General features: G+C 63.7%; 22 protein-coding genes. 21 read left to right on the forward strand and 1 reads right to left on the reverse strand.

The window, feature by feature from the left end:
- The first annotated feature begins 41 nt into the window (after positions 1-41).
- From potA to BMY03_RS10045, 3 genes are read left to right on the forward strand one after another with little or no spacing between them, the layout of a single operon-like run.
- Positions 42-1,184: a polyamine ABC transporter ATP-binding protein gene (gene potA, locus BMY03_RS10035; protein WP_023630468.1), complete on the forward strand. Its 1,143-nt coding sequence runs from the start codon at positions 42-44 to the stop codon at positions 1,182-1,184.
- Entirely contained in the window at positions 1,181-2,101 is a 921-nt protein-coding gene (locus BMY03_RS10040) for an ABC transporter permease subunit (protein WP_023630467.1), read from the forward strand. The genes potA and BMY03_RS10040 overlap by 4 nt, the downstream gene beginning before the upstream one ends.
- Positions 2,098-2,991 (forward strand): ABC transporter permease subunit, encoded by an 894-nt coding sequence (locus tag BMY03_RS10045; RefSeq protein WP_038707013.1) that lies wholly within the window; start codon positions 2,098-2,100, stop codon positions 2,989-2,991. Before BMY03_RS10040 ends, BMY03_RS10045 begins: the two co-directional genes overlap by 4 nt.
- A gap of 63 nt (positions 2,992-3,054) precedes the next feature.
- Here the strand turns inward: BMY03_RS10045 and BMY03_RS10050 are convergent, their stop codons facing one another.
- The gene (locus BMY03_RS10050; protein WP_094010955.1) at positions 3,055-4,221 is read right to left on the reverse strand and encodes an AAA family ATPase; all 1,167 of its coding nucleotides are present in this window, start codon (positions 4,219-4,221) and stop codon (positions 3,055-3,057) included.
- 139 nt (positions 4,222-4,360) lie between these two features.
- Between BMY03_RS10050 and BMY03_RS10055 the strand changes: the two genes are divergently transcribed.
- The 18 genes from BMY03_RS10055 to BMY03_RS10140 all read left to right on the forward strand — a co-directional run bounded on the left by BMY03_RS10055 (position 4,361) and on the right by BMY03_RS10140 (position 22,226).
- Positions 4,361-5,449 (forward strand): efflux RND transporter periplasmic adaptor subunit, encoded by a 1,089-nt coding sequence (locus BMY03_RS10055; RefSeq protein WP_094010956.1) that lies wholly within the window; start codon positions 4,361-4,363, stop codon positions 5,447-5,449.
- The gene (locus BMY03_RS10060) at positions 5,446-6,513 is read left to right on the forward strand and encodes an efflux RND transporter periplasmic adaptor subunit (RefSeq protein WP_094010957.1); all 1,068 of its coding nucleotides are present in this window, start codon (positions 5,446-5,448) and stop codon (positions 6,511-6,513) included. The genes BMY03_RS10055 and BMY03_RS10060 overlap by 4 nt, the downstream gene beginning before the upstream one ends.
- Positions 6,510-9,563: an efflux RND transporter permease subunit gene (locus BMY03_RS10065; protein ID WP_094010958.1), complete on the forward strand. Its 3,054-nt coding sequence runs from the start codon at positions 6,510-6,512 to the stop codon at positions 9,561-9,563. Before BMY03_RS10060 ends, BMY03_RS10065 begins: the two co-directional genes overlap by 4 nt.
- A 189-nt stretch (positions 9,564-9,752) precedes the next feature.
- Positions 9,753-9,935 (forward strand): sulfur starvation response protein OscA, encoded by a 183-nt coding sequence (gene oscA, locus BMY03_RS10070; RefSeq protein ID WP_003258557.1) that lies wholly within the window; start codon positions 9,753-9,755, stop codon positions 9,933-9,935.
- A gap of 47 nt (positions 9,936-9,982) precedes the next feature.
- Positions 9,983-10,990, forward strand: coding sequence for a sulfate ABC transporter substrate-binding protein (locus BMY03_RS10075; RefSeq protein ID WP_031314766.1), 1,008 nt, complete (start codon positions 9,983-9,985; stop codon positions 10,988-10,990).
- A gap of 110 nt (positions 10,991-11,100) precedes the next feature.
- Positions 11,101-11,919 carry a sulfate ABC transporter permease subunit CysT gene (gene cysT / locus BMY03_RS10080; RefSeq protein WP_023629656.1) on the forward strand — a complete coding sequence of 273 codons (819 nt, stop codon included), beginning with the start codon at positions 11,101-11,103 and terminating at the stop codon, positions 11,917-11,919.
- 13 nt (positions 11,920-11,932) lie between these two features.
- Positions 11,933-12,805: a sulfate ABC transporter permease subunit CysW gene (gene cysW / locus BMY03_RS10085; RefSeq protein WP_046853746.1), complete on the forward strand. Its 873-nt coding sequence runs from the start codon at positions 11,933-11,935 to the stop codon at positions 12,803-12,805.
- A gap of 3 nt (positions 12,806-12,808) precedes the next feature.
- On the forward strand, positions 12,809-13,798 hold the full coding sequence (locus BMY03_RS10090; protein WP_008093195.1) for a sulfate/molybdate ABC transporter ATP-binding protein: 990 nt from the start codon (positions 12,809-12,811) through the stop codon (positions 13,796-13,798).
- 293 nt (positions 13,799-14,091) lie between these two features.
- The gene (locus BMY03_RS10095) at positions 14,092-14,892 is read left to right on the forward strand and encodes an energy transducer TonB (protein WP_094010959.1); all 801 of its coding nucleotides are present in this window, start codon (positions 14,092-14,094) and stop codon (positions 14,890-14,892) included.
- Positions 14,893-14,922: 30 nt separating this feature from the next.
- Entirely contained in the window at positions 14,923-15,645 is a 723-nt protein-coding gene (locus tag BMY03_RS10100; RefSeq protein WP_038707008.1) for a MotA/TolQ/ExbB proton channel family protein, read from the forward strand.
- Between the two features lies 1 nt (position 15,646).
- The gene (locus BMY03_RS10105; RefSeq protein ID WP_028688526.1) at positions 15,647-16,048 is read left to right on the forward strand and encodes an ExbD/TolR family protein; all 402 of its coding nucleotides are present in this window, start codon (positions 15,647-15,649) and stop codon (positions 16,046-16,048) included.
- Between the two features lie 193 nt (positions 16,049-16,241).
- Positions 16,242-16,823 carry an alpha/beta hydrolase gene (locus BMY03_RS10110; RefSeq protein ID WP_038707007.1) on the forward strand — a complete coding sequence of 194 codons (582 nt, stop codon included), beginning with the start codon at positions 16,242-16,244 and terminating at the stop codon, positions 16,821-16,823.
- 64 nt (positions 16,824-16,887) lie between these two features.
- Positions 16,888-17,835: a sigma 54-interacting transcriptional regulator gene (locus tag BMY03_RS10115; protein ID WP_094010960.1), complete on the forward strand. Its 948-nt coding sequence runs from the start codon at positions 16,888-16,890 to the stop codon at positions 17,833-17,835.
- 181 nt (positions 17,836-18,016) lie between these two features.
- Positions 18,017-18,802, forward strand: a complete 786-nt coding sequence (locus BMY03_RS10120; protein ID WP_094010961.1) for a MetQ/NlpA family ABC transporter substrate-binding protein — start codon at positions 18,017-18,019, stop codon at positions 18,800-18,802.
- A gap of 467 nt (positions 18,803-19,269) precedes the next feature.
- On the forward strand, positions 19,270-19,935 hold the full coding sequence (locus BMY03_RS10125) for an amino acid ABC transporter permease (RefSeq protein ID WP_023630800.1): 666 nt from the start codon (positions 19,270-19,272) through the stop codon (positions 19,933-19,935).
- On the forward strand, positions 19,916-20,575 hold the full coding sequence (locus BMY03_RS10130) for an amino acid ABC transporter permease (RefSeq protein WP_094010962.1): 660 nt from the start codon (positions 19,916-19,918) through the stop codon (positions 20,573-20,575). The genes BMY03_RS10125 and BMY03_RS10130 overlap by 20 nt, the downstream gene beginning before the upstream one ends.
- Positions 20,572-21,357, forward strand: coding sequence for an amino acid ABC transporter ATP-binding protein (locus BMY03_RS10135; RefSeq protein WP_094010963.1), 786 nt, complete (start codon positions 20,572-20,574; stop codon positions 21,355-21,357). The genes BMY03_RS10130 and BMY03_RS10135 overlap by 4 nt, the downstream gene beginning before the upstream one ends.
- Positions 21,354-22,226: a transporter substrate-binding domain-containing protein gene (locus tag BMY03_RS10140; protein WP_023631065.1), complete on the forward strand. Its 873-nt coding sequence runs from the start codon at positions 21,354-21,356 to the stop codon at positions 22,224-22,226. The genes BMY03_RS10135 and BMY03_RS10140 overlap by 4 nt, the downstream gene beginning before the upstream one ends.
- Positions 22,227-22,231: the final 5 nt, after the last annotated feature.

Below are 22,231 nucleotides of genomic sequence, written 5' to 3' on the forward strand. Positions count from 1 at the left end.
GCGCAGCGGCGGGCACACAAATCTTGTTGGGAGTTTCACTCATGGCAGTTGCCTCCGGTGCCTATAAGAAAGCCCTCGAGGGTGGCCAGCAACCCAAGCAGGTGCTGGTCAAGATCGACCGGGTCACGAAAAAGTTCGACGAAACGGTAGCCGTGGACGATGTGTCCCTGGAAATCCGCAAGGGCGAGATTTTCGCCCTGCTGGGCGGCTCCGGTTCCGGCAAGTCCACCTTGCTGCGCATGCTGGCCGGTTTCGAGCGTCCGACCGAAGGGCGGATCTTCCTCGATGGCGTCGACATCACCGACATGCCGCCCTACGAGCGGCCGATCAACATGATGTTCCAGTCCTACGCGCTGTTCCCGCACATGACCGTGGCGCAGAACATCGCCTTCGGCCTGCAGCAGGACAAGATGCCCAAGGCCGAGATCGAGGCCCGCGTGGCCGAGATGCTCAAGCTGGTGCACATGACCCAGTACGCCAAGCGCAAGCCGCACCAGCTGTCCGGTGGCCAGCGCCAGCGCGTGGCCCTGGCCCGATCGCTGGCCAAGCGTCCCAAGCTGCTGCTGCTCGACGAGCCGATGGGCGCGCTGGACAAGAAACTGCGCTCGCAGATGCAACTGGAGCTGGTGGAGATCATCGAGCGCGTGGGCGTGACCTGCGTGATGGTGACCCACGACCAGGAAGAGGCCATGACCATGGCCCAGCGCATCGCCATCATGCACCTGGGTTGGATCGCCCAGATCGGCAGCCCTATCGACGTCTACGAGACCCCGACCAGCCGCCTGGTCTGCGAGTTCATCGGCAACGTCAACCTGTTCGAGGGAGAGGTGGTCGACGACGCCGAAGGCCACGCGATCATTGCCAGCCCGGAACTGGAGCGCAAGATCTACGTCGGCCACGGTGTCACCACCTCGGTCGAGGACAAGCACATCACCTACGCCTTGCGCCCCGAGAAGCTGCTGGTCACCACCGAGCAGCCGACCTGCGAGCACAATTGGTCGCGCGGCAAGGTCCACGACATCGCCTACCTCGGCGGCCACTCGGTGTTCTACGTCGAGCTGCCCAGCGGCAAGATCGTCCAGTCGTTCGTCGCCAACGCCGAGCGCCAGGGCACCCGCCCGACCTGGGACGACGAAGTCTACGTGTGGTGGGAAGACGACAGCGGCGTGGTGCTGCGGTCATGAAAATCCGCAAGCTCAAGCGAGCGTTCCAGCGCCTTGTCCCGGAGGGGCGGCACCTGGTGATCGGCGTGCCGTTCATCTGGCTGTTCCTGTTCTTCATGCTGCCGTTCTTCATCGTCCTGAAGATCAGCTTTGCCGAAGCCGATGTGGCCATCCCGCCGTACACCGAGATCTACACCTACCTGGAAGGCAAGGTCCAGCTGGTGCTGAACCTGGCCAACTATGGCCTGCTGACCGAGGACGAGCTGTACATCGCGGCCTACCTCGGCTCGCTCAAGGTGGCCTTCTTCAGCACCTTGCTCTGCCTGCTGATCGGCTACCCGATGGCCTACGCCATCTCCAAGGCCAGGAAAGAGTCGCAGACCGTCCTGCTGCTGCTGATCATGATGCCGACCTGGACTGCGATCCTGATCCGCGTCTACGCCTGGATGGGCATCCTCAGCAACAACGGCCTGCTCAACAGCTTCCTGCTGTGGCTGGGGCTGATCGACCAACCGCTGCAGATCCTCAACACTAACCTGGCGGTGTATATCGGCGTGGTCTATTCGTACCTGCCGTTCATGATCCTGCCGTTGTACGCCAACCTGGTGAAGCACGACGAGAGCCTGCTGGAAGCTGCATCGGACCTCGGTTCGAGCACCTTCAACAGCTTCTGGAAGATCACCGTGCCGCTGTCGAAAAACGGCATCATCGCCGGCTGCATGCTGGTTTTCATCCCGGTGGTGGGCGAATTCGTGATTCCTGAACTGCTCGGCGGCCCGGAAACCCTGATGATCGGTAAAGTGCTGTGGCAAGAGTTCTTCAACAACCGTGACTGGCCGGTGGCATCCGCGCTGGCGGTAGTGATGCTGGCGATCCTGATCGTACCGATCCTGCTGTTCAACCGCAGCCAGGCCAAAGAGATGGAGGGCCGCGCATGAAACGCTTCAGTTTCTCCAAGCTGATGCTGGTGCTCGGCTTGCTGTTCATCTACCTGCCGATGCTGATCCTGGTGATCTACTCGTTCAACGCCTCCAAGCTGGTGACGGTATGGGGCGGCTGGTCGGTGAAGTGGTACGTCGGCCTGCTCGACAACACCCAGCTGATGGGTTCGGTGATGCGCTCGCTGGAGATCGCCTGCTACACGGCAGTGGCCGCGGTGGCGCTGGGTACCCTGGCGGCCTTCGTGCTGACCCGGGTCACCCGCTTCAAGGGCCGCACGCTGTTCGGTGGCCTGGTCACCGCGCCGTTGGTGATGCCCGAGGTGATCACCGGTCTGTCGCTGTTGCTGCTGTTCGTGGCCATGGCGCAGATGATCGGCTGGCCGCAGGAGCGTGGCATCGTCACCATCTGGATCGCCCACACCACATTCTGCGCCGCCTATGTGGCGGTGGTGGTGTCGGCACGCCTGCGCGAACTGGACCTGTCCATCGAGGAGGCGGCCATGGACCTGGGGGCCAAGCCGTGGAAGGTGTTCTTCCTGATCACCATCCCGATGATCGCGCCGTCGCTGGCAGCGGGCGGCATGATGTCCTTCGCCCTGTCGCTGGATGACCTGGTGCTGGCTAGCTTCGTCTCCGGCCCAGGCTCGACCACCCTGCCGATGGAAGTGTTCTCGGCCGTGCGCCTGGGCGTGAAGCCGGAGATCAACGCCGTGGCCAGCCTGATCCTGCTGTCGGTGTCGCTGGTGACTTTCATGGTCTGGTACTTCAGCCGCCAGGCCGAGGAGCGTCGTCGTCGGGCGATCCAGCAGGCCATCGAGGAGGGCGCCGCGGCGAACGTCTCGCAGCCGCAGGTACGTCGTCCGGCCCAGGCCGCCGCGCAGGCCTGAGCCCTCGCATCGCGGGGCAAGGCGCATCGCCGGTGTGCCGATGCGCCTTGCCCCGCGGTCTTTTCAGCCTTGGTCCGGCCAGTTCCAGGCCGGTTCATCCAGCATCCCCTGCCCGACGATACCGGTCTGCCCCAAGGTCTTCTCCAGGTGGATCGAGTTACACTCGGCATCCTCCTCCAGGGCCGCCACCAGCCGCGGCGCGTGCGACACCACCCAGACCTGACATTCTCGCGCCGCGCGGCGGATCAGGCGTGCCAGTGCCGGCAACAAGTCCGGATGCAGGCTGGTCTCCGGCTCGTTGAGCACCATCATGCTCGGTGGGCGCGGCGTGAGCAGGGCAGCCACCAGCAACAGGTAGCGCAAGGTCCCGTCGGACAGCTCGGCAGCGCTCAGCGGCCGCAACAGCCCGGCCTGGTGCAAGCGCAGGCCGAACAGGCCGCCGGGCTGGGCGTCGACCGCAAGCCGGGCGCCGGGAAAGGCGTCAGCCACTGCATCCTGCAGGGCCTGCAGGTCGCCGATCTCGTCGATGGTCTGCAGGGCGGCGGCGAGGTCGCGGCCATCGTGATGCAGCACCGGCGTGCGCGTTCCCAGCCGCGATTGTCGGGCGGGCGCTTCGGCATCGGTACGGAAATGGTCGTAGAAGCGCCAGCTGCGGATCTGCTCGCGCAGATGCGGCACCTCGGGGGAGCCCTGGAGACTGCCGACCTGGTCGAACAGGCTGTCGAACTCGGTCATGTGCTGGTGCAGCACCTGCCATTGGCGCCCATCGCGGGCCCTGACCATCCCCGCGTTGCGCTGCACCAGCTGGCTGGCGGGTCGGCACAGGGGGCCGGCCCAGATCGTCTCCTGCTTGATCTGCGGGTCCAGGGCGAACTTCGACCGGCTGGGTTCGGGCAGGCCGAGGCTGATCGCGTAGCCGAAGTCTTCGCCAGCAAAGCCCATCTTCAGCCGCCGGGCTTGCTGGCGTGGCCCGCCTTCCACTGGCACCTCGCCATTGAGCATGCGCCGGGTGAGCTTCTCGGGGCCGGCCCAGAAGGTCGATTCCAGCCCGCCCTCGGCAGCCAGCGCGTTGACCACGCCGCCGCGCGCGGTCTCTGCCAGCAGGCGCAAGGCCTTGTACAGGTTGGACTTGCCACTGCCATTGGCTCCGGTAATCACGTTCAGCCGCCCCAGCGGCAGCACCAGCTGGTTGATCGAGCGGTAGTTGGCAATGGCCAGGGTGGTGAGCATAGGCGGCATCCTTGAGCGGTCGGACGGCAGTATCGCCGATACCGCCTCGCTTTGTTGAACCCTGGCCAATGCCGTTTGTCGATCACTGATCTACGCTTTCAAACGCATCCCTTTTACCTGAGAGAAGCAAGGAGCCTGCATGACGCTAGAGCGTGCGCCGCTGGTCGTTTGCCTGGGGTTGCTTTCCCTGCTATCAGGCTGTGGCAAGGAGGAGGTTGGTCAGGTGCTGCCCCGGGTCGCGGTGCAACAGGTGCAGCCCACCGATTTTGCCGCCCGGGTCACCCTGACCGGTGACGTGCAGGCGCGGGTGCAGACGGATTTGTCGTTCCGCGTGGGCGGCAAGATCATCGCCCGCAGCGTCGATGTCGGTGACCATGTCAAGGCCAACCAGGTACTGGCGCGTCTTGACCCCAAAGACCTGCAGAACAACGTGGATTCGGCGAAGGCCGAGGTGTTCGCCGAACAGGCCCGGGTCGCCCAGACCAGCGCCGCGTTCGCGCGTCAGCAGAAGCTTCTGCCCAAGGGCTACACCAGCCAAAGCGAGTACGACTCCGCCGAGGCCGCGCTGCGTAGTAGCCAGAGCGCGCTCAAGGCCGCTCAGGCGCAATTGGCCAACGCCAACGAGCAATTGGGCTACACGGCATTGGTTGCCGAAGCCGACGGCGTTATCACTGCGCGTCAGGCCGAGGTCGGCCAGGTGGTACAGGCGACCATGCCGATCTTCAGCCTGGCCGTCGATGGCGACCGTGACGCGGTGTTCAATGTCTACGAATCGCTGCTGGTGGCGCCCAGCAGCGAGAGGGACTTGACGGTAAGCATGATCGACAGCCCCACCATCACCGCCCAGGGACATGTGCGCGAGATCACCCCGACGGTCTCGGCCCAGAGTGGCACGGTGCAGGTCAAGGTGGCCCTGCGCGATGTGCCCAAGGGCATGGCCCTGGGCGCGCCGGTGACCGTTTCGGCCAGTGCACACGGCAAACCGAGCGTCGAGCTGCCCTGGTCTGCCCTGACCAAGGCGCTGAGCGAGCCCGCCGTGTGGGTGGTTAGCGAGGGTGACAAGGCGCAACTGCGCAAGGTCCAGGTGGCGCGCTACCTGACCGGCAAAGTGGTGATCAGCGAGGGTCTCGAGGCCGGTGAGGTGGTGGTGGTCAGTGGTGGCCAGCTGCTGAACCCAGGTATTCAGGTCGAAAAGGTCGACGCCAAAAGCGGGGGAGTCGCGCCATGAGGCCGTTGCTGCCGATATTGTTTGCCTGTGCGTTGCTGGCTGCCTGTGGCAACGAGGACGTCCAGCCCGAACCCGTGCGCCCGGTGCTGTCGACCGTGGTCGAGCCCCAGGTGCAAGCGCAGCTTGGGCGTTTTGCCGGCAACATCCAGGCACGTTTCGAGAGCACCTTGGGTTTCCGCGTGTCTGGCCGCATCGCTCGGCGCTGGCTGGATGTCGGGGCCCAGGTCAAGCCGGGCGACACCCTGGCGACCCTCGATCCGACCGACCAGCAGAACCAGCTGCGTGCCGCCGAAGGCGACCTTGCGCGGGTCCAGGCCCAGTGGATCAATGCCCAGGCCGATGCCCGCCGCCAGCAACAGTTGTATGACCGCGGGGTCGGCGCCCAAGCCCAGCTCGACATTGCCCAGACCAACCTGAAGACCACTGGCGCGTCACTGGAGCAGGCGCGCTCGGCGGTCAGCCAGGCCCGCGACCAGCTCGGCTACAGTACCCTGCGTACCGACCATGCCGCGGTGATCACGGCCTGGCAGGCCGAGGCCGGGCAGACCGTCAGCGCCGGCCAGGCCGTGGTCACACTGGCGCGCCCGGATGTGAAGGAAGCGGTGATCGACCTGCCGATCGCTTTGGCCGAACAACTGCGTCACGACCTCACCTTCACCGTCGCCTCGCAGCTCGACCCTAGCATCAACACCACCGCCACCTTGCGCGAGCTGGAGCCCCAGGCCGATGCCACCACCCGTACCCGCCGCGCCCGCCTGACCCTGGCCAGCACCCCGGACGCCTTCCACTTGGGGACTGCGATCAGCGTCACCTTGACCTCGGCGGTGACGCCGCGCAGCGAGTTGCCACGCTCCGCGCTGCTCGAACGCGATGGCAAAACCCAGGTGTGGGTAGTCGACCCGCAGGGCAAGACCGTGGCCACCCGTGACGTCACCCTGGCGGAGCGTGGTCCTGACAGCATCATCCTGTCCTCCGGTGTACAACCCGGCGAACGCGTCGTCACCGCCGGCGTCAACAGCCTCAAGCCTGGCCAGAAGGTCATATTCGACGAGGACGCACGATGAAAGGAAGCTTCAACCTCTCCGAATGGGCGCTCAAGCACCAGTCTTTCGTCTGGTACCTGATGTTCGTCGGGCTGCTGATGGGGGTGTTTTCCTACTTCAACCTGGGCCGGGAAGAGGATCCGTCCTTCACCATCAAGACCATGGTGATCCAGACACGTTGGCCGGGGGCGACCCAGGCCGAGACACTGAACCAGATCACCGATCGGATCGAGAAGAAACTTGAGGAGCTCGATTCGCTCGACTATGTGAAAAGCTATACCCGTCCCGGCGAATCCACGGTTTACGTGTATCTGCGCGATACCACCAAGGCCAGGGACATTCCAGCTATCTGGTACCAGGTGCGCAAGAAGATCCAGGACATCCGTGGCCAGTTTCCCCAGGGTGTGCAGGGGCCGGGCTTCAATGACGAGTTCGGCGATGTGTTCGGCTCGATCTATGCCTTCACCTCCGATGGCCTGACCTTGCGCCAGCTGCGCGACTATGTGGAGCTGGCCCGCGCCGAGGTGCGCGAGGTGCACAACATCGGCAAGATCGAGCTGATCGGCACCCAGGACGAAGTGCTCTACCTGAATTTCTCCACCCGCAAGCTGGCGGCCCTGGGCATCGACCAGCGGCAAGTCATGGAGGCGCTGAAATCGCAGAACGCGGTGACCCCTGCGGGGGTGATCGAAGCCGGCCCCGAGCGCATCTCGGTGCGCACCACAGGCCAGTTCGCCTCGGAGAAGGACCTGGAGACGGTCAACCTGCGCATCAACGACCGCTTCTTCCGCCTGGCCGATATCGCCGACATCGAGCGCGGCTACGTCGACCCGCCGTCACCGATCTTCCGCTACAACGGCCAGCCGGCCATCGGCCTGGCCATCGGCATGAAGGCCGGCGGCAACATCGAGGTGTTCGGCGCTGCACTGAAGAAGAAGATGGATAGCATCGTCAGCGAACTGCCGGTCGGGGTCGGCGTACACACCGTGTCCGACCAGGCGGTGGTGGTCAAGCAGGCGGTTGGCGGCTTCACCAGTGCCTTGTTCGAAGCCGTGGTGATCGTGCTGGTGGTGAGTTTCGTCAGCCTGGGCGTGCGTGCCGGGCTGGTGGTGGCCTGCTCGATTCCGCTGGTGCTGGCCATGGTGTTCGTGTTCATGGAGTACAGCGACATCACCATGCAGCGGATTTCGCTGGGTGCGCTGATCATTGCCCTGGGCCTGCTGGTGGATGACGCGATGATCACCGTGGAGGTGATGGTCACGCGCCTGGAAATGGGTGAGACGAAAGAGCAGGCGGCGACCTTCGCCTACACCTCGACGGCCTTCCCCATGCTGACCGGAACCCTGGTGACCGTGGCCGGTTTCGTGCCGATCGGCCTCAATGCCAGCTCGGCCGGTGAATACACCTATACCTTGTTCGCGGTGATCGCCGTGGCGCTGCTGGTGTCGTGGGTGGTGGCGGTGTTCTTCGCCCCGGTGCTGGGCGTGCATATCCTCAGCAGCGAAAAGCTCAAGCCCCACGAGGCCGAACCTGGGCGGGTGGGCCGGGCGTTCGAGCATGGCCTGCTGTGGTGCATGCGCCACCGCTGGGTGACAGTGATCGGCACCATCGTGCTGTTCGCACTGTCGGTGGTGGGCATGCGCTTCGTACAGAACCAGTTCTTCCCATCCTCGGACCGCCCGGAGATCCTGGTCGATCTCGACCTGCCGCAGAACGCCTCGATCGAGGAAACGCGCAAGGTGGTGGATCGCCTGGAGGCGAAGATCAAGGACGACCCCGACCTGGTGCGCTGGAGCACTTACATCGGCCAGGGGGCGATTCGCTTCTACCTGCCCCTCGACCAGCAATTGCAGAACCCCTATTACGCCCAGCTGGTGATCGTCAGCAAGGGCTTCGAAGAGCGCCAGGGCATGATCGAGCGCCTGCAGAAACTGCTGCGCGAAGACTTCGTAGGCATCGGCAGCAACGTGCAGTCGCTGGAGATGGGCCCGCCGGTGGGCCGGCCGATCCAGTACCGGGTCAGCGGCAAGGACATCGACCAGGTGCGCCGCTATGCCATCGAACTGGCCACGGTGCTCGACAGCAACGAGCATATCGGCGACATGATGTACGACTGGAACGAGCCCGGTAAGGTGCTGCGCATCGAGATCGCCCAGGACAAGGCGCGTCAACTGGGGCTTTCGTCCGAAGACGTGGCCAATGTAATGAACAGCATCGTCAGCGGCGTGCCGGTCACCCAGGTCAACGACAACATCTACCTGGTCGACGTCATTGCCCGGGCCGAGGACAGCGAGCGGGGCTCCCCCGACACCCTGCAGAACCTGCAGATCGTCAGCCCCAGTGGTGTGTCCATCCCTCTGCTGGCGTTCGCCACCGTGCGTTACGAGCTGGAGCAGCCATTGGTGTGGCGGCGCGACCGCAAGCCGACCATCACCATCAAGGCCTCGGTGGTCGGCGATATCCAGCCGACCAACCTGGTGGCGCAACTCAAGCCGAAGATCGACGAATTCGCCGGCAAGCTGCCGCCCGGCTACGGCGTGGCCACCGGCGGTACGGTGGAGGAGAGCGGCAAGGCCCAGGGGCCGATCGCCGATGTCATTCCGTTGATGCTGTTCCTCATGGCGACCTTCCTGATGATCCAGCTGCACAGCGTGCAGAAGCTGTTCCTGGTGGTCAGCGTCGCGCCGCTGGGGCTGATCGGCGTGGTCCTGGCCCTGGTGCCCACGGGCACGCCCATGGGCTTCGTGGCGATCCTCGGCATCCTCGCCCTGGCCGGGATCATCATCCGTAACTCGGTGATCCTGGTGACCCAGATCGACGAATTCGAAGAGCAGGGCTACACCCCCTGGGACGCGGTGGTGGAAGCGACCAACCACCGCCGCCGGCCGATCCTGCTGACGGCGGCGGCGGCAAGCCTGGGCATGATCCCGATTGCCCGGGAAGTGTTCTGGGGGCCGATGGCCTACGCCATGATCGGCGGCATCATCAGTGCAACGCTGCTGACGCTGTTGTTCCTGCCGGCGCTGTACGTGGCCTGGTACAAGATCCGCGAGCCGGAAAAGACTTCCTGAGAACCACGCGCACCCTGTGGGAGCCGGCTTGCCAGCTCCCACAGGGCTCAGTGTTCGCGCTAATGGTTATATAAACATTCTTAAACAGTATTTTTAAGAATATCCGCGCCTCACTAGTATTGCCCTCAAGCCAGGCGCAAATCCCCTTCAAAACCTCTGCCCGGCTCCCTTACTCACAGGAGAACGAGCATGAGTGCATCTCTGCGCAGCATCGACGGTCAGGACGAAGCCACCATTCTGCGTGAAATCCAGAGTGCCCTGCGCGACCTGCGCTTTGGCGCGGTGGAGATCACCGTGCACAACGCCCAGGTGGTGCAGATTGAACGCAAGGAGAAGTTCCGCCTGCAGCAGCCCGGCAACAAGACCGGCTGACACCGCACCCCTTCAAAACTAGAAAAATGCCAATCGGGAGCTTCACCATGTCCATCCGCCGTTATGCGCTTGCCGCCCTGGCCAGTGCCGTTTTTGCCGGTTCCGCGATCGCCAAGGACTACGAATTGCTGAACGTGTCCTATGACCCGACCCGCGAGCTGTACCAGCAGTACAACGCCGAGTTCATCAAGCATTGGCAAGCCGCCAACCCCGGCGACAAGGTGAAGATCCAGCAGTCCCACGGCGGTTCGGGCAAGCAGGGCCGCGCGGTCATCGACGGCCTGCGCGCCGACGTGGTGACCCTGGCCCTGGCCGGCGACATCGACGAGATCGCCAAGCTCGGCAAGACCCTGCCGGAGGACTGGCAGAAGCGCCTGCCGGACGCCAGCACGCCGTACACCTCGACCATCGTGTTCCTGGTACGCAAGGGCAACCCGAAAGGCATCAAGGACTGGGGCGACCTGATCAAGAAAGACGTCTCGGTGATCACGCCCAATCCAAAGACCTCCGGCGGCGCCCGCTGGAACTTCCTCGCCGCCTGGGCCTACGGCCTGAAGACCGGCGGCAGTGAAGACAAGGCCAAGGCCTACGTGCAGGAGCTGTTCAAGCACGTGCCGGTGCTCGATACCGGCGCGCGTGGCTCGACCATCACCTTCGTCAACAACGGCCAGGGCGATGTGCTGCTGGCGTGGGAAAACGAAGCCTTCCTGGCGCTGAAGGAAGACGGTGGCAGCGACAAGTTCGAGATCGTCGTCCCATCGCTGTCGATCCTGGCCGAGCCACCGGTGGCGGTGGTCGACAAGAACGCCGAGAAGAAGGGCAACGAGAAGATCGCCGAGGAATACCTCAAGCATCTGTACAGCCCGGCTGGCCAGAAGATCGCTGCACAAAACTTCTACCGTCCGCGTGACGCGAAGGTCGCCGCCGAATTCGGCAAGCAGTTCCCGAAACTGGACCTGGTGACCATCGACAAGGACTTCGGTGGCTGGAAGACTGCGCAGCCGAAGTTCTTCAACGATGGCGGTGTGTTCGACCAGATTTATCAGGCACAGTGATCGGCAATGAACAAGCGGGGCTGCGCAGCAGCCCCACAAACAAAACCCTTCAGTAGCCTGCACCGGCCCGGGATGACTCCCGGGCTTCGTGCGTTCAACCAGGGACCTTTATGTCACGTCGCATTTCCCCCGTCATACCCGGCTTCGGGCTGACGCTGGGCTACACCTTGGTGTACCTCAGCCTGATCGTGCTGATACCGCTGGCGGCCATGTTCATCCATGCCTCGCAGCTCACCTGGGAGCAGTTCTGGAACATCGTCAGCGCGCCGCGGGTCATCGCCGCGCTGAAGCTGAGTTTCGGCACCGCCCTGTTCGCCGCCATCATCAACGGCGTGATCGGCACCCTGCTGGCCTGGGTGCTGGTGCGCTACACCTTCCCCGGGCGCAAGGTCATCGACGCGATGATCGACCTGCCGTTCGCCCTGCCCACCGCCGTGGCCGGCATTGCCTTGACCGCCTTGTACGCCCCTGCGGGCTGGGTTGGTCAGTTCGCCACGGATCTTGGTTTCAAGATCGCCTACACCCCACTGGGCATCACCCTGGCGCTGACGTTCGTCACCCTGCCGTTCGTGGTGCGCACGGTGCAGCCAGTGCTGGCTGACATCCCGCGTGAGGTGGAAGAGGCTGCCGCCTGCCTGGGCGCGAAGCCTTTGCAGGTGTTCCGCCATGTACTGGCTCCGGCGTTGCTGCCAGCGTGGCTGACCGGCTTCGCCCTGGCTTTTGCCCGTGGCGTTGGCGAGTACGGTTCGGTGATCTTCATCGCCGGCAACATGCCGATGAAGACCGAGATCCTGCCGTTGCTGATCATGGTCAAGCTCGACCAGTACGACTACACCGGCGCCACTGCCATCGGCGTGTTGATGCTGGTGGTTTCCTTCATCCTGCTGCTGCTGATCAACTTGCTGCAGCGGCGCATCGAAACCCCTTGAAGGAGGCCCGCTAATGTCTTCATCAACCCTTGGCGCGACCGCCGCCGCCAACGCCGCCCGGCGTGGCAGTGCCACTTCGCGCCGCGTGCTGATCACCCTGGCCTGGATCGTCTTTGCGCTGTTCCTGGCGCTGCCGCTGGTGATCGTGGTGTCCCAAGCCCTGAAAAACGGCTTCGGCACCTTCTTCGAGGCGATCTTCGAGGCCGATGCCTTGTCTGCGCTCAAGCTCACCCTGCTGGCGGTGGCCATTTCGGTGCCGCTGAACCTGCTGTTCGGGGTCAGTGCCGCCTGGTGCGTGAGCAAGTACAGCTTCCGTGGCAAAAGTATCCTGGTGACCCTGATCGACCTGCCGTTCTCGGTGTCACCGGTGATCGCCGGCCTGGTCTACGTGCTGATGTTCGGCGCCCAGGGCCTGTTCGGCCCGTGGCTGCAGGACCACGATATCCAGATCGTCTTCGCCCTGCCGGGCATCGTCCTGGCGACCATCTTCGTCACCGTGCCGTTCGTCGCCCGTGAACTGATCCCGCTGATGCAGGAGCAGGGCACCCAGGAAGAGGAGGCCGCGCGCCTGCTCGGGGCCAACGGCTGGCAGATGTTCTGGCACGTCACGCTGCCGAACATCAAATGGGGCCTGATCTACGGCGTGGTGCTGTGCACCGCACGGGCCATGGGCGAGTTCGGCGCGGTATCGGTGGTCTCCGGGCATATCCGTGGCGTCACCAACACCTTGCCGCTGCACGTGGAGATCCTCTACAACGAGTACAACCATGTCGCGGCCTTCAGCGTGGCCAGCCTGCTGCTGATCCTGGCGCTCTTCATCCTGCTGCTCAAGCAGTGGAGCGAGAACCGTATTAACCGCCTGCGCCATAGCGCCGCGGAGGAATGATTCATGTCGATCGAAGTTCGTAACGTCAGCAAGCGCTTCAACAGCTTCCAGGCCCTGGACAACATCAACCTGGACATCCACAGCGGCGAGCTGGTTGCCCTGCTGGGCCCGTCGGGCTGCGGCAAGACCACCCTGCTGCGCATCATCGCCGGCCTGGAAACCCCGGATGACGGCAGCATCGTGTTCCATGGTGAGGACGTGTCCGGGCACGACGTGCGTGATCGCAACGTCGGCTTCGTGTTCCAGCACTACGCGCTGTTCCGCCATATGAGCGTGTTCGACAACGTCGCCTTCGGCCTGCGCATGAAACCCAAGGGCGAGCGCCCGAGCGAGAGCAAGATCGCCGAGAAGGTCCACGAGCTGCTGAACATGGTCCAGCTCGACTGGTTGTCCGATCGCTACCCCGAGCAGCTGTCCGGTGGCCAGCGCCAGCGTATCGCCCTGGCCCGTGCCCTGGCGGTGGAGCCCAAGGTATTGCTGCTCGACGAGCCGTTCGGGGCGCTGGATGCCAAGGTGCGCAAGGAACTGCGCCGCTGGTTGGCGCGGCTGCACGAAGACATCAACCTGACCTCGGTATTCGTTACCCACGACCAGGAAGAGGCCATGGAAGTCGCCGACCGCATCGTGGTGATGAACAAGGGCGTAATCGAGCAGATCGGTTCGCCGGGCGAGGTGTACGAGAAACCGGCCAACGATTTTGTCTACCACTTCCTGGGTGACTCCAACCGCCTGGCGCTGAGCGAAGGCCACCATGTACTGTTCCGCCCGCACGAGGTGTCGTTGTCGCGCCATGAGACCGAAGGCCACCATGCCGCCGAGGTCCGCGATATCCGCCCGTTGGGCGCCACCACCCGGGTCACCTTGAAGGTGGAAGGGCAGAGCGAGTTGATCGAGGCCGAGGTGGTCAAGGATCATGACAGCCTGACCGGGTTGGCGCGGGGGGAGACGTTGTTCTTCCGGCCGAAGGTGTGGCAGAAGGTGGCGGATATCTGAACTACTGGATGTGAATGAAGAACCCGGGCCTGGTCCCGGGTTTTTTGTTACCTGGCGGACGCAATCGCGGGGCAGTTGCCCACATGCCATTCGAGCATTTTTTTCATGCCTTCCAGGCATGTCGAACACCCGACCCGGCTAGAGGTCGCTGGTGCCAAGGCTTGCAGCGGACCGGACAAAATCGATAGCAAAAAAAGCTATAACAATAAATTTAAACATTCCTTCATGGCCTAAGCCCCTGCCGTCGATGATTCAGCCACACACCTGAATCAACACCCCAGGAGTTTCTAGCAATGGGTAATGTCCAGTCGGCCGTCAGGGCCTTTGAGCAGCCTTGGCACCCGGCATCGGGCGACCTGGTCGAGCTCGGACGCACGCTACGCCTGCCGCTTGGCCAGTTACGCCTGCAACGCACGCCACTGAGCGGCCTCAAACGACGCGACAAGCTGGCGTTGGTGCTGCTGGTGCTGGCCCTGCACGGTGCCGTCGCCTACTGGATCAACCAGGCACCGACCCCGGCGTTGCCCATCGTTCCGCCGCAGATTCCGCCCATGACCATCGAGTTCGCCGCGCCCGCGCCGCCGGTCGTCGAGCTGCCGCCGCCAGCCCCGGCAGCGCCTGTGGTCGAACCGCCACCGCCGGTGATCGACGAGTTGGCTGCCAAGCCAAAGCCCAAGCCGAAAGTCTTGCCCAAACCTGTGGCCAAGCCACAGCCAAAACCGCAGCCGAAACCGAAACCGGTCGAGGCGCCGCCACCCACGCCGACGCCCGTGGCCGCGCCGGCTCCGCCTGCGCCACCCGCCCCGGCCCCGGTGACGCCAGCCTCGGCCAACGCCGCCTACCTCAAGAACCCGGCGCCGGAATATCCGCAGATGGCCCAGCGCCGTGGCTGGGAGGGCACCGTGCTGCTGCGCGTCGAGGTGCTGCCCAGTGGCAAGCCAGGGCAGATCCAGATCCAGAAAAGCAGTGGTCGCGACGCTCTGGACGCCGCCGCGCTAGCCGCGGTGAAACGCTGGAGCTTCGTCCCGGCCAAGCAGGGCGAGGTGGCCCAGGTGGGTTGGGTCAGCGTACCGATCGATTTCAAGCTTCGTTAACTTGCGAGCGCACACAGGAAGGACTTCATCATGAGCTTGTTGGCATCTCCCCTCGAATCCGTTGAAGGCGCGGTCATCTGGCTGCTGGTCGGCTTCTCCGTCGCCACCTGGGCGTTGGCCCTGGTCAAGGTCGTGCAGTTCGTGCGCCTGAAGAACCAGGACAAGCGCTTCCACCAGCAGTTCTGGGCCGCGTCCAGCCTCGACTCTGCCGCGGAGCCGGCCCACGATCTGCCAGGCCCGGCTGCCCGTGTCGCCCAGGCGGGATTCGCGGCGATCGCGGTTGGCGAGCCTGGTCACGCTAACGATTTGAGCCAGGCCATCAACCACCAGGACCGCCTGGAGCGCGCCCTGCGCCAGCAGATCGTTCGCGAGCGTCGTTCGCTGGAAACCGGCCTGGCGGTGGTGGCCAGTATCGGCAGCACTTCACCCTTCATCGGCCTGTTCGGCACGGTGTGGGGCATCATGGAAGCGCTCAAGGGCATCAGCGCGGCGGGCTCGGCGAGTTTGGAGACCGTGGCGGGGCCGATCGGTGCCGCACTGGTGGCCACCGGCGTGGGTATCGCCGTCGCGGTGCCGGCGGTGCTGGTCTACAACTACTTCCTCCGTCGCCTCAAGCTGACCGCCGCCGACCTCGACGACTTCGCCCACGACTTCTACAGCCTGGCGCAGAAGAGTGCCTTCCGCGTGCTGGTGCATCCGGCGGTGCAGCGCCAGCACACCGGCTTCACCCAACCTGTGAAGGAGGCGTCCTGACATGGCCTTCTCGACCCAGGACAGCGATGAAGTGTTGAGTGAAATCAACGTCACGCCGTTGGTGGACGTCATGCTGGTGCTGTTGGTGGTGTTCATCGTCACCGCGCCGTTGCTGACCAACGCCATCCCTATCAACCTGCCCAAGACCGAGGCCGTGGCACCGGTGGAGCAGAAGGACCCGCTGGTAGTGAGCATCGACGGCAGCGGCAAGCTGTTCATCAACAAGGACGAGATCCAGCCCGACCTGCTGGAGACCAACCTCAAGGCTGCCAAGGACAAGGACGCCGAGCTGCGTGTGCAGTTGCAGGCCGACGATGGTGTGAACTACGGCGAGGTCGCCCGGGCGATGGCGGCGATCGAGCGTGCCGGGATCAGCAAGCTGGCGGTGATCACCGCGCGCTGACCGGCGATACCTTCTTCAGGCAAGTGCTTAGGGGCCATTTTCCTTGGCAGGGGATGGCCCTTTTTTTATGCGCGAAGCCAAGCCTCCTCCATATAAGTTTTTTGGTTATTAATAAATAGCTTCTTATTCCTTTACGAATATATCCCCCTCCCTATACTTGCACCCAAGCACGCAAACTTCCGGAGGCGTCCCCATGCGCAATGAGTCGATTCGTTACCTGATTGTGCCGGGCTGGCAAGGATCGCCAGACAACCATTGGCAAAGTCACTGGCAGCGCAGCCTGCCCAACAGCGCACGGGTCGAGCAGAGCGACTGGCTCACGCCACAACGACGCGATTGGGTACAGGCGCTGGAACAAGAGATTGCCGCCGAGCGCTCGCCGGTGATTCTCATCGCCCACAGCCTCGGCTGCATCACAGTCGCGCATTGGGCCGCCCAGGCCAGCCCTGATTTGCAGCAAAGGGTGCGCGGCGCGCTGCTGGTGGCACCGGCGGATGTCGAGCGGCCGAACTGCGCGCCAGCCCTGCGCAATTTTGCGCCGATTCCCCTGCAGGCCCTGCCGTTCCCCAGCCAGGTGGTCAGCTCCGACAACGACCCGGCGGTGAGCGTGCCGCGCGCGTTGTACCTGGCGCAGGCCTGGGGCGCCGAAGCCGGGCTGCTGGCCAACGCCGGGCATATCAACGTCAAGTCCGGGCACCAGCGCTGGGAGCAAGGCTTTGCCTATCTCTACCGGCTGCAGGCCCGTGTCGACCAGCGCGCCCTGCGCCGCGCCTGATCCACAGGTTTTCATCGACTGAGCTGAGTCCCTCGACCGCTTGCGGCCGGGGCGGGAGTATTCCATGACATTTCACACACCATTCGGTCAGCCGCTGCTGACCTTCCCCGAGCTGGACAAGAGCCCGCTGAGCATCCGCGCCAAGGCGCTGGTGTTCGTCGACCCGCGCTCCCAGGCGCTGCGCCAGGCCCTGGAACGGCTGGCGCCACAACCGTTGCCGGTGCTGATCCGCGGCGAGACCGGCACCGGCAAGGAGCTGCTGGCCCGGCAGATTCATCGCGCCAGTGATCGGGGCGGGTTGTTCGTGTCGGTCAACTGCGCGGCCATCAGCCCGACCTATGCCGATGCCGAGCTGTTCGGCTATAGCGCGGGTAGCCAGGGTGGTACTGCCAGCAGTCGCGCCGGATGGTTCGGCTCGGCCAATGGCGGCACCTTGTATCTGGACGAGATCGCCGACCTGCCCCTGGCGATCCAGGGCAAGCTGCTGGCCGCCCTGGAGAATCGTGAGGTGATCCGGGTCGGCGCCACGCAGCCGCAGGCGGTCGATGTGCGGCTGGTGGCCGCTTCCAGCATCGACCTGGCGCTGGCAGTGCGCGCGGGGCGTTTCAACGAGCGGCTCTACCATTACCTGCACGAAGGCGAGCTGGAGTTGCCGGCGCTGCGTGATCGGGTCGGCGATATCCTGCCGTTGGCCGAGTACTTCGTGGGGATCTACAGCGTGCGCCTGGATCGGCCGGTTCCCCTGATCAGCGAGGCGGCACAACAGGCGCTCGAAGCGCATGCCTGGCCGGGCAATACCCGCGAGCTGGAGAACGTCATTCACTTCGCCCTGCTGGTCAGCGATGGCGATGAAATCCTCCCTGAGCACCTCGACCTGCCGGCCACCCGCCCACTGGCCAACCTGGCGCGACAGCTGGAACAGCTACGCCGTGGCGGCGAAGCGCAGACCCTCGCTGAACTGCGTGGGCTGCTGGGCGAAGCCCTGGCGCGACTGGGTGAAACCGCGCCTTAGAGCCGCGCGGTGTCGCTCATGACCAAAGGTCATGATGGCGATTTGTTTTTGGAATAAGCAGCTAAGTAAAAGATATTGTTACGGAATAAAAATAATCGGTATTGTCCGGTTCACGCCCACCCGAACGGATGGGCACCCGACTCGCCATCTGCGATGGCCCAGCTATAGAACAAGGATCACCATGAAAAAGACCCTGCTGACCACCGCCCTGGCCGCCGCCCTGTCGTTCGCGGGCCTCGCCAACGCCGCTGAAAAACTGGTGGTCGCCGCCACGCCTGTGCCGCACGCGGAAATCCTCGAACTGATCAAGCCGACCCTGGCCAAGGAAGGCGTGGACCTGGAGATCAAGGTCTTCACCGACTACGTCCAGCCCAACGTGCAGGTCGACCAGAAGCGCCTGGACGCCAACTACTTTCAGACCCTGCCGTACCTGAAGAACTTCAACGAAGGCAAGGGCACCCACCTGGAGACCGTGATCGGCGTGCACGTCGAACCGTTTGGTGGCTACTCGAAGAAGGTCAAGAGCCTGGCCGAGCTGAAGGACGGCGCGACCGTGGCCATCCCCAACGAAGGCAGCAACAGTGGCCGTGCCCTGCTGCTGCTGCAGAAGGCTGGGCTGATTACCCTGAAGGATCCGAAGAACGCCCTGGCCACGCCGAAGGACATCGCCGAGAACCCGAAGAAGCTCAAGTTCAAGGAGCTTGAATCGGCCATGCTCCCGCGTGTGCTGGATCAGGTCGACCTGGACATGATCAACACCAACTATGCGCTTGAAGCCGGCCTGAACCCGGCCAAGGACGCCCTGGTGATCGAAGGCAGCGATTCGCCATACGTGAACTTCCTGGTTGCCCGCCCGGACAACAAGGACAGCGCGGCCATCCAGAAGCTGGCCAAGGCGCTGACCAGCCCGGAAGTGAAGGCATTCATCGAGAAGAAATACAGCGGTGCGGTACTGCCGGCGTTCTGATACGCGACCTGGTACGAAAAACGCCGACGCATTTTGCGTCGGCGTTTTTGTTTGGGCTGGCTTGAAGAGGGGGCAGCCAGTAGTGGCGCTTCAGCGCTGACTGGCCAGGGCCCGGCGCAGCGCCAGGAGCCACAGCAGTTGTTCGTTCGAAGCAGGCAAGCAGGGGCTGTTCATCGTTGTCTTCCTTGTTGAATGTGATGGGCCGTGCAAGTCACAGTTTGAAATCCCTTGGAGGGGAAAATTCTCGGAAAGATCCGCGTTTGGTGAAGGAAATTTCAGAGCGTCACGGGGTGGTGATATAGATATGCGATAAAGATATTTATAAAAATATTTTTATGCCTTTAGAGTCTATGAATCGTGCTTACCGGCACAGCGCCACTATTCGTGAAACGACGCCGAGCAACCCTCGTGCCGACCCTGGACCTTCCCATGCCGTACCTTCGTGACCCCGTGCCGAGGCCCTTTCCATGAGCTTCGACACCGCTTTCATGCTTAGCACACTGCCGGCCTTCTTCAAGGCCGTTGGCGTGACCTTGCAAGTCGGGGCGATCGCAATCGCCACCTCATTGCTGGTGGCGCTGCTCAACGCGACGATCCTGGTATTGCGAACGCCCTACCTGTGGCGCCTGGTCAAGGGCTACGTGGAGCTGGCCCGCAACACTCCGTTGCTGATCCAACTGTTCTTCGTCTACTTCGCCTTGCCGAGCCTGGGGGTGAAGGTATCCGGCTTCGCTGCCGCGATCATCACCCTGACGTTCATGGGCGGTGCCTACCTCACCGAGGTACTGCGCGCCGGGGTCGAGGCCGTGCCGCGGGCGCAACTGGAGTCCGGGCGCTCCATCGGCCTTTCCGAGGGCCAGCTGCTGCGACATGTGATCCTGCCCCAGGCCGGCATCCTCAGCCTGCCGGCACTGTTCGCCAATTTCGTCTTCCTGCTCAAGGAAACCACCGTGGTTTCGGCGGTGGCGGTGCCGGAGATTCTCTACACCACCAAGAACTACATCGCCCTGTACTACAAGACCTACGAAATGCTCGCCGTGCTGACCCTGCTCTGCGTGCTGATCTTCCTGCCGCTGTCGCTGCTGCTGCGCTACCTGGAACGGAGGCTGCAACATGGCCAGTTCGGGCATTGAGCTGCTGTTGGTTTCGCTGCCGCAACTGGCCATGGGCGCCGGGCAGACCCTGGCGATCTCGGCCCTGGGCATCCTGTTCGCCACCTTGGGCGGCGTGCTCTACGGCGTGCTGGCGACACTCGGTAGCCGTTGGCTAAATATCCTGCTGCAGGTGTACCTGGAGCTGTTCCGGGCGATTCCGGTGCTGGTCTGGCTGTACCTGGTGTTCTTCGGCTTGCCGATCTTCTTCGGTCTGAGCATCCCCAGCTTTTGGTGCGCGGTGCTGGTGCTGGGCCTGTGGGGCGCCAGCGAGGTCGGCGAGGTGGTGCGCGGTGCCTTGCAGTCGCTGCCACGCGGTCAGCGCGAGGCGGGGTTGTCTATCGGCCTGGGCGGCTGGCAGCTGTATGCCTATGTGCTGCTGCCCCAGGCGCTCAAGCGCATGACCCCGCCGACCATCAATATCTACACGCGGATCATCAAGACCAGCTCGCTGGCGGTGCTGATCGGTGTGGTCGAAGTGATCAAGGCGGGGCAGCAGATCATCGAACGCACCTACGAGTCGGTGCTGATCTACGGCGCGCTGTTCCTGTTCTTCTTTCTTGTCTGCTATCCGCTGTCAGCCGCCTCCCGCGTGCTGGAGCGGCGCTGGGCCCACGCATGAATCCATTGATCGAATTCCAAGGCTTCAACAAGTTCTTCGGCCAGCACCAGGTGCTCAAGGATGTCGACCTCGCGGTCCAGGCCGGCGAGGTGGTGGTGATCCTCGGCCCCAGCGGCTGCGGCAAGAGCACCCTGCTGCGCTGCCTCAACGGCCTGGAAGAGGCCCAGGGCGGCAGCCTGCGCCTCGACGGCCAGGAGTTGCTCGGCCCCGACACCGACTGGCGCCAGGTGCGCCAACGGGTCGGCATGGTGTTCCAGAGCTACCACCTGTTCGGCCACATGAGCGTGATCGACAACCTGCTGCTGGGGCCGCTGAAGGTGCAGAAGCGCGAACGCCACGAGGCCCAGGCCCAGGCCGAGGCTTTGCTGGCCCGGGTAGGGCTGCTGGACAAGCGTGACGCGTTCCCGCGCCAGCTCTCCGGTGGTCAGCAGCAACGCATCGCCATTGTCCGTTCGTTATGCATGAACCCACAGGTGATGCTCTTCGATGAGGTCACCGCCGCCCTCGACCCGGAGATGGTCAAGGAGGTGCTGCAGGTGATCCAGGGTCTGGCCCGCGAAGGCATGACCCTGCTCATCGTCACTCACGAAATGGCCTTCGCCCGCGCGGTGGCCGACCGCATCGTGTTCATGGAGGCCGGCAGGATCCTTGAACAGAACCACCCTGAGCGCTTCTTCACTCAACCGCAGACCGCACGCGCGCAGCAGTTCCTGGAGAAATTCTCGTTCGTCGAAAGCCTGCCCAAGACACTGTCTAAGCCATTGCACAAGGAACTGTCATGAAGACTGCCCCGTTCGCCAAACTGCTCGCGCCATTGTTGGGCCTGGCCCTGCTGGCCGGCTGCAACAAATCCGAAGATCCGGCCAAGCCCGCCGCCGCCTCGCCGCCCAGCAGCTACCTGGAAACCATCAAGGCCCGCGACAAACTGATCGTCGGCGTGTTCACCGACAAGCCACCGTTCGGCTTCGTCGATGAAAGCGGCCGCTACGTGGGCTTCGACACCGACATCGGCCGGCGCTTCGCCAAGGACCTGCTGGGCGACGAGAACAAGGTCGAGTTCGTCGCCGTCGAGCCTGCCAGCCGCATCCCGTTCCTGCAGAGCGACAAGGTCGACCTGATTCTCGCCAACATGACCGTCACCCCGGAACGCAAGGAGGCCGTGGACTTCACCAACCCCAACCTGCGCGTGGCGGTGCAGGCCATCGTCGCCGACGGCAGTCCGGTGCAGAAGCTCGACGACCTGGCCGACAAGACCATCATCGTCACCACCGGCACCACCGCCGACATCTGGCTGACCAAGACCCACCCGGACTGGAAACTGCTCAAGTTCGAGAAGAACACCGAGTCGCTGGCCGCGTTGGCCAACGGTCGGGGTGATGCCTATGCCCAGGACAACCTGATCCTGTTCAGCTGGGCCAAGCAGAACCCGGGCTACCGCGTGCTGCCACAGCTGCTGGGTGATGAAGCACCGATCGCCCCGGCGGTGAAGAAGGGCAATACCGAGTTGCGCGATTGGGTGAACACCGAACTGGCCAAGCTCGGCGAGGAGAAGTTCTTGCTCAAGCTGTACGACCAGTACGTGCGCAAGGAACTGAGCGACGATACCAAGCCTGAGAGCGTGATCGTCGAGGGCGGCAAGTGGCAGGGTTGATTATC

The sequence above is a fragment of the Pseudomonas soli genome, assembly GCF_900110655.1.
Lineage (GTDB): Bacteria > Pseudomonadota > Gammaproteobacteria > Pseudomonadales > Pseudomonadaceae > Aquipseudomonas > Aquipseudomonas soli.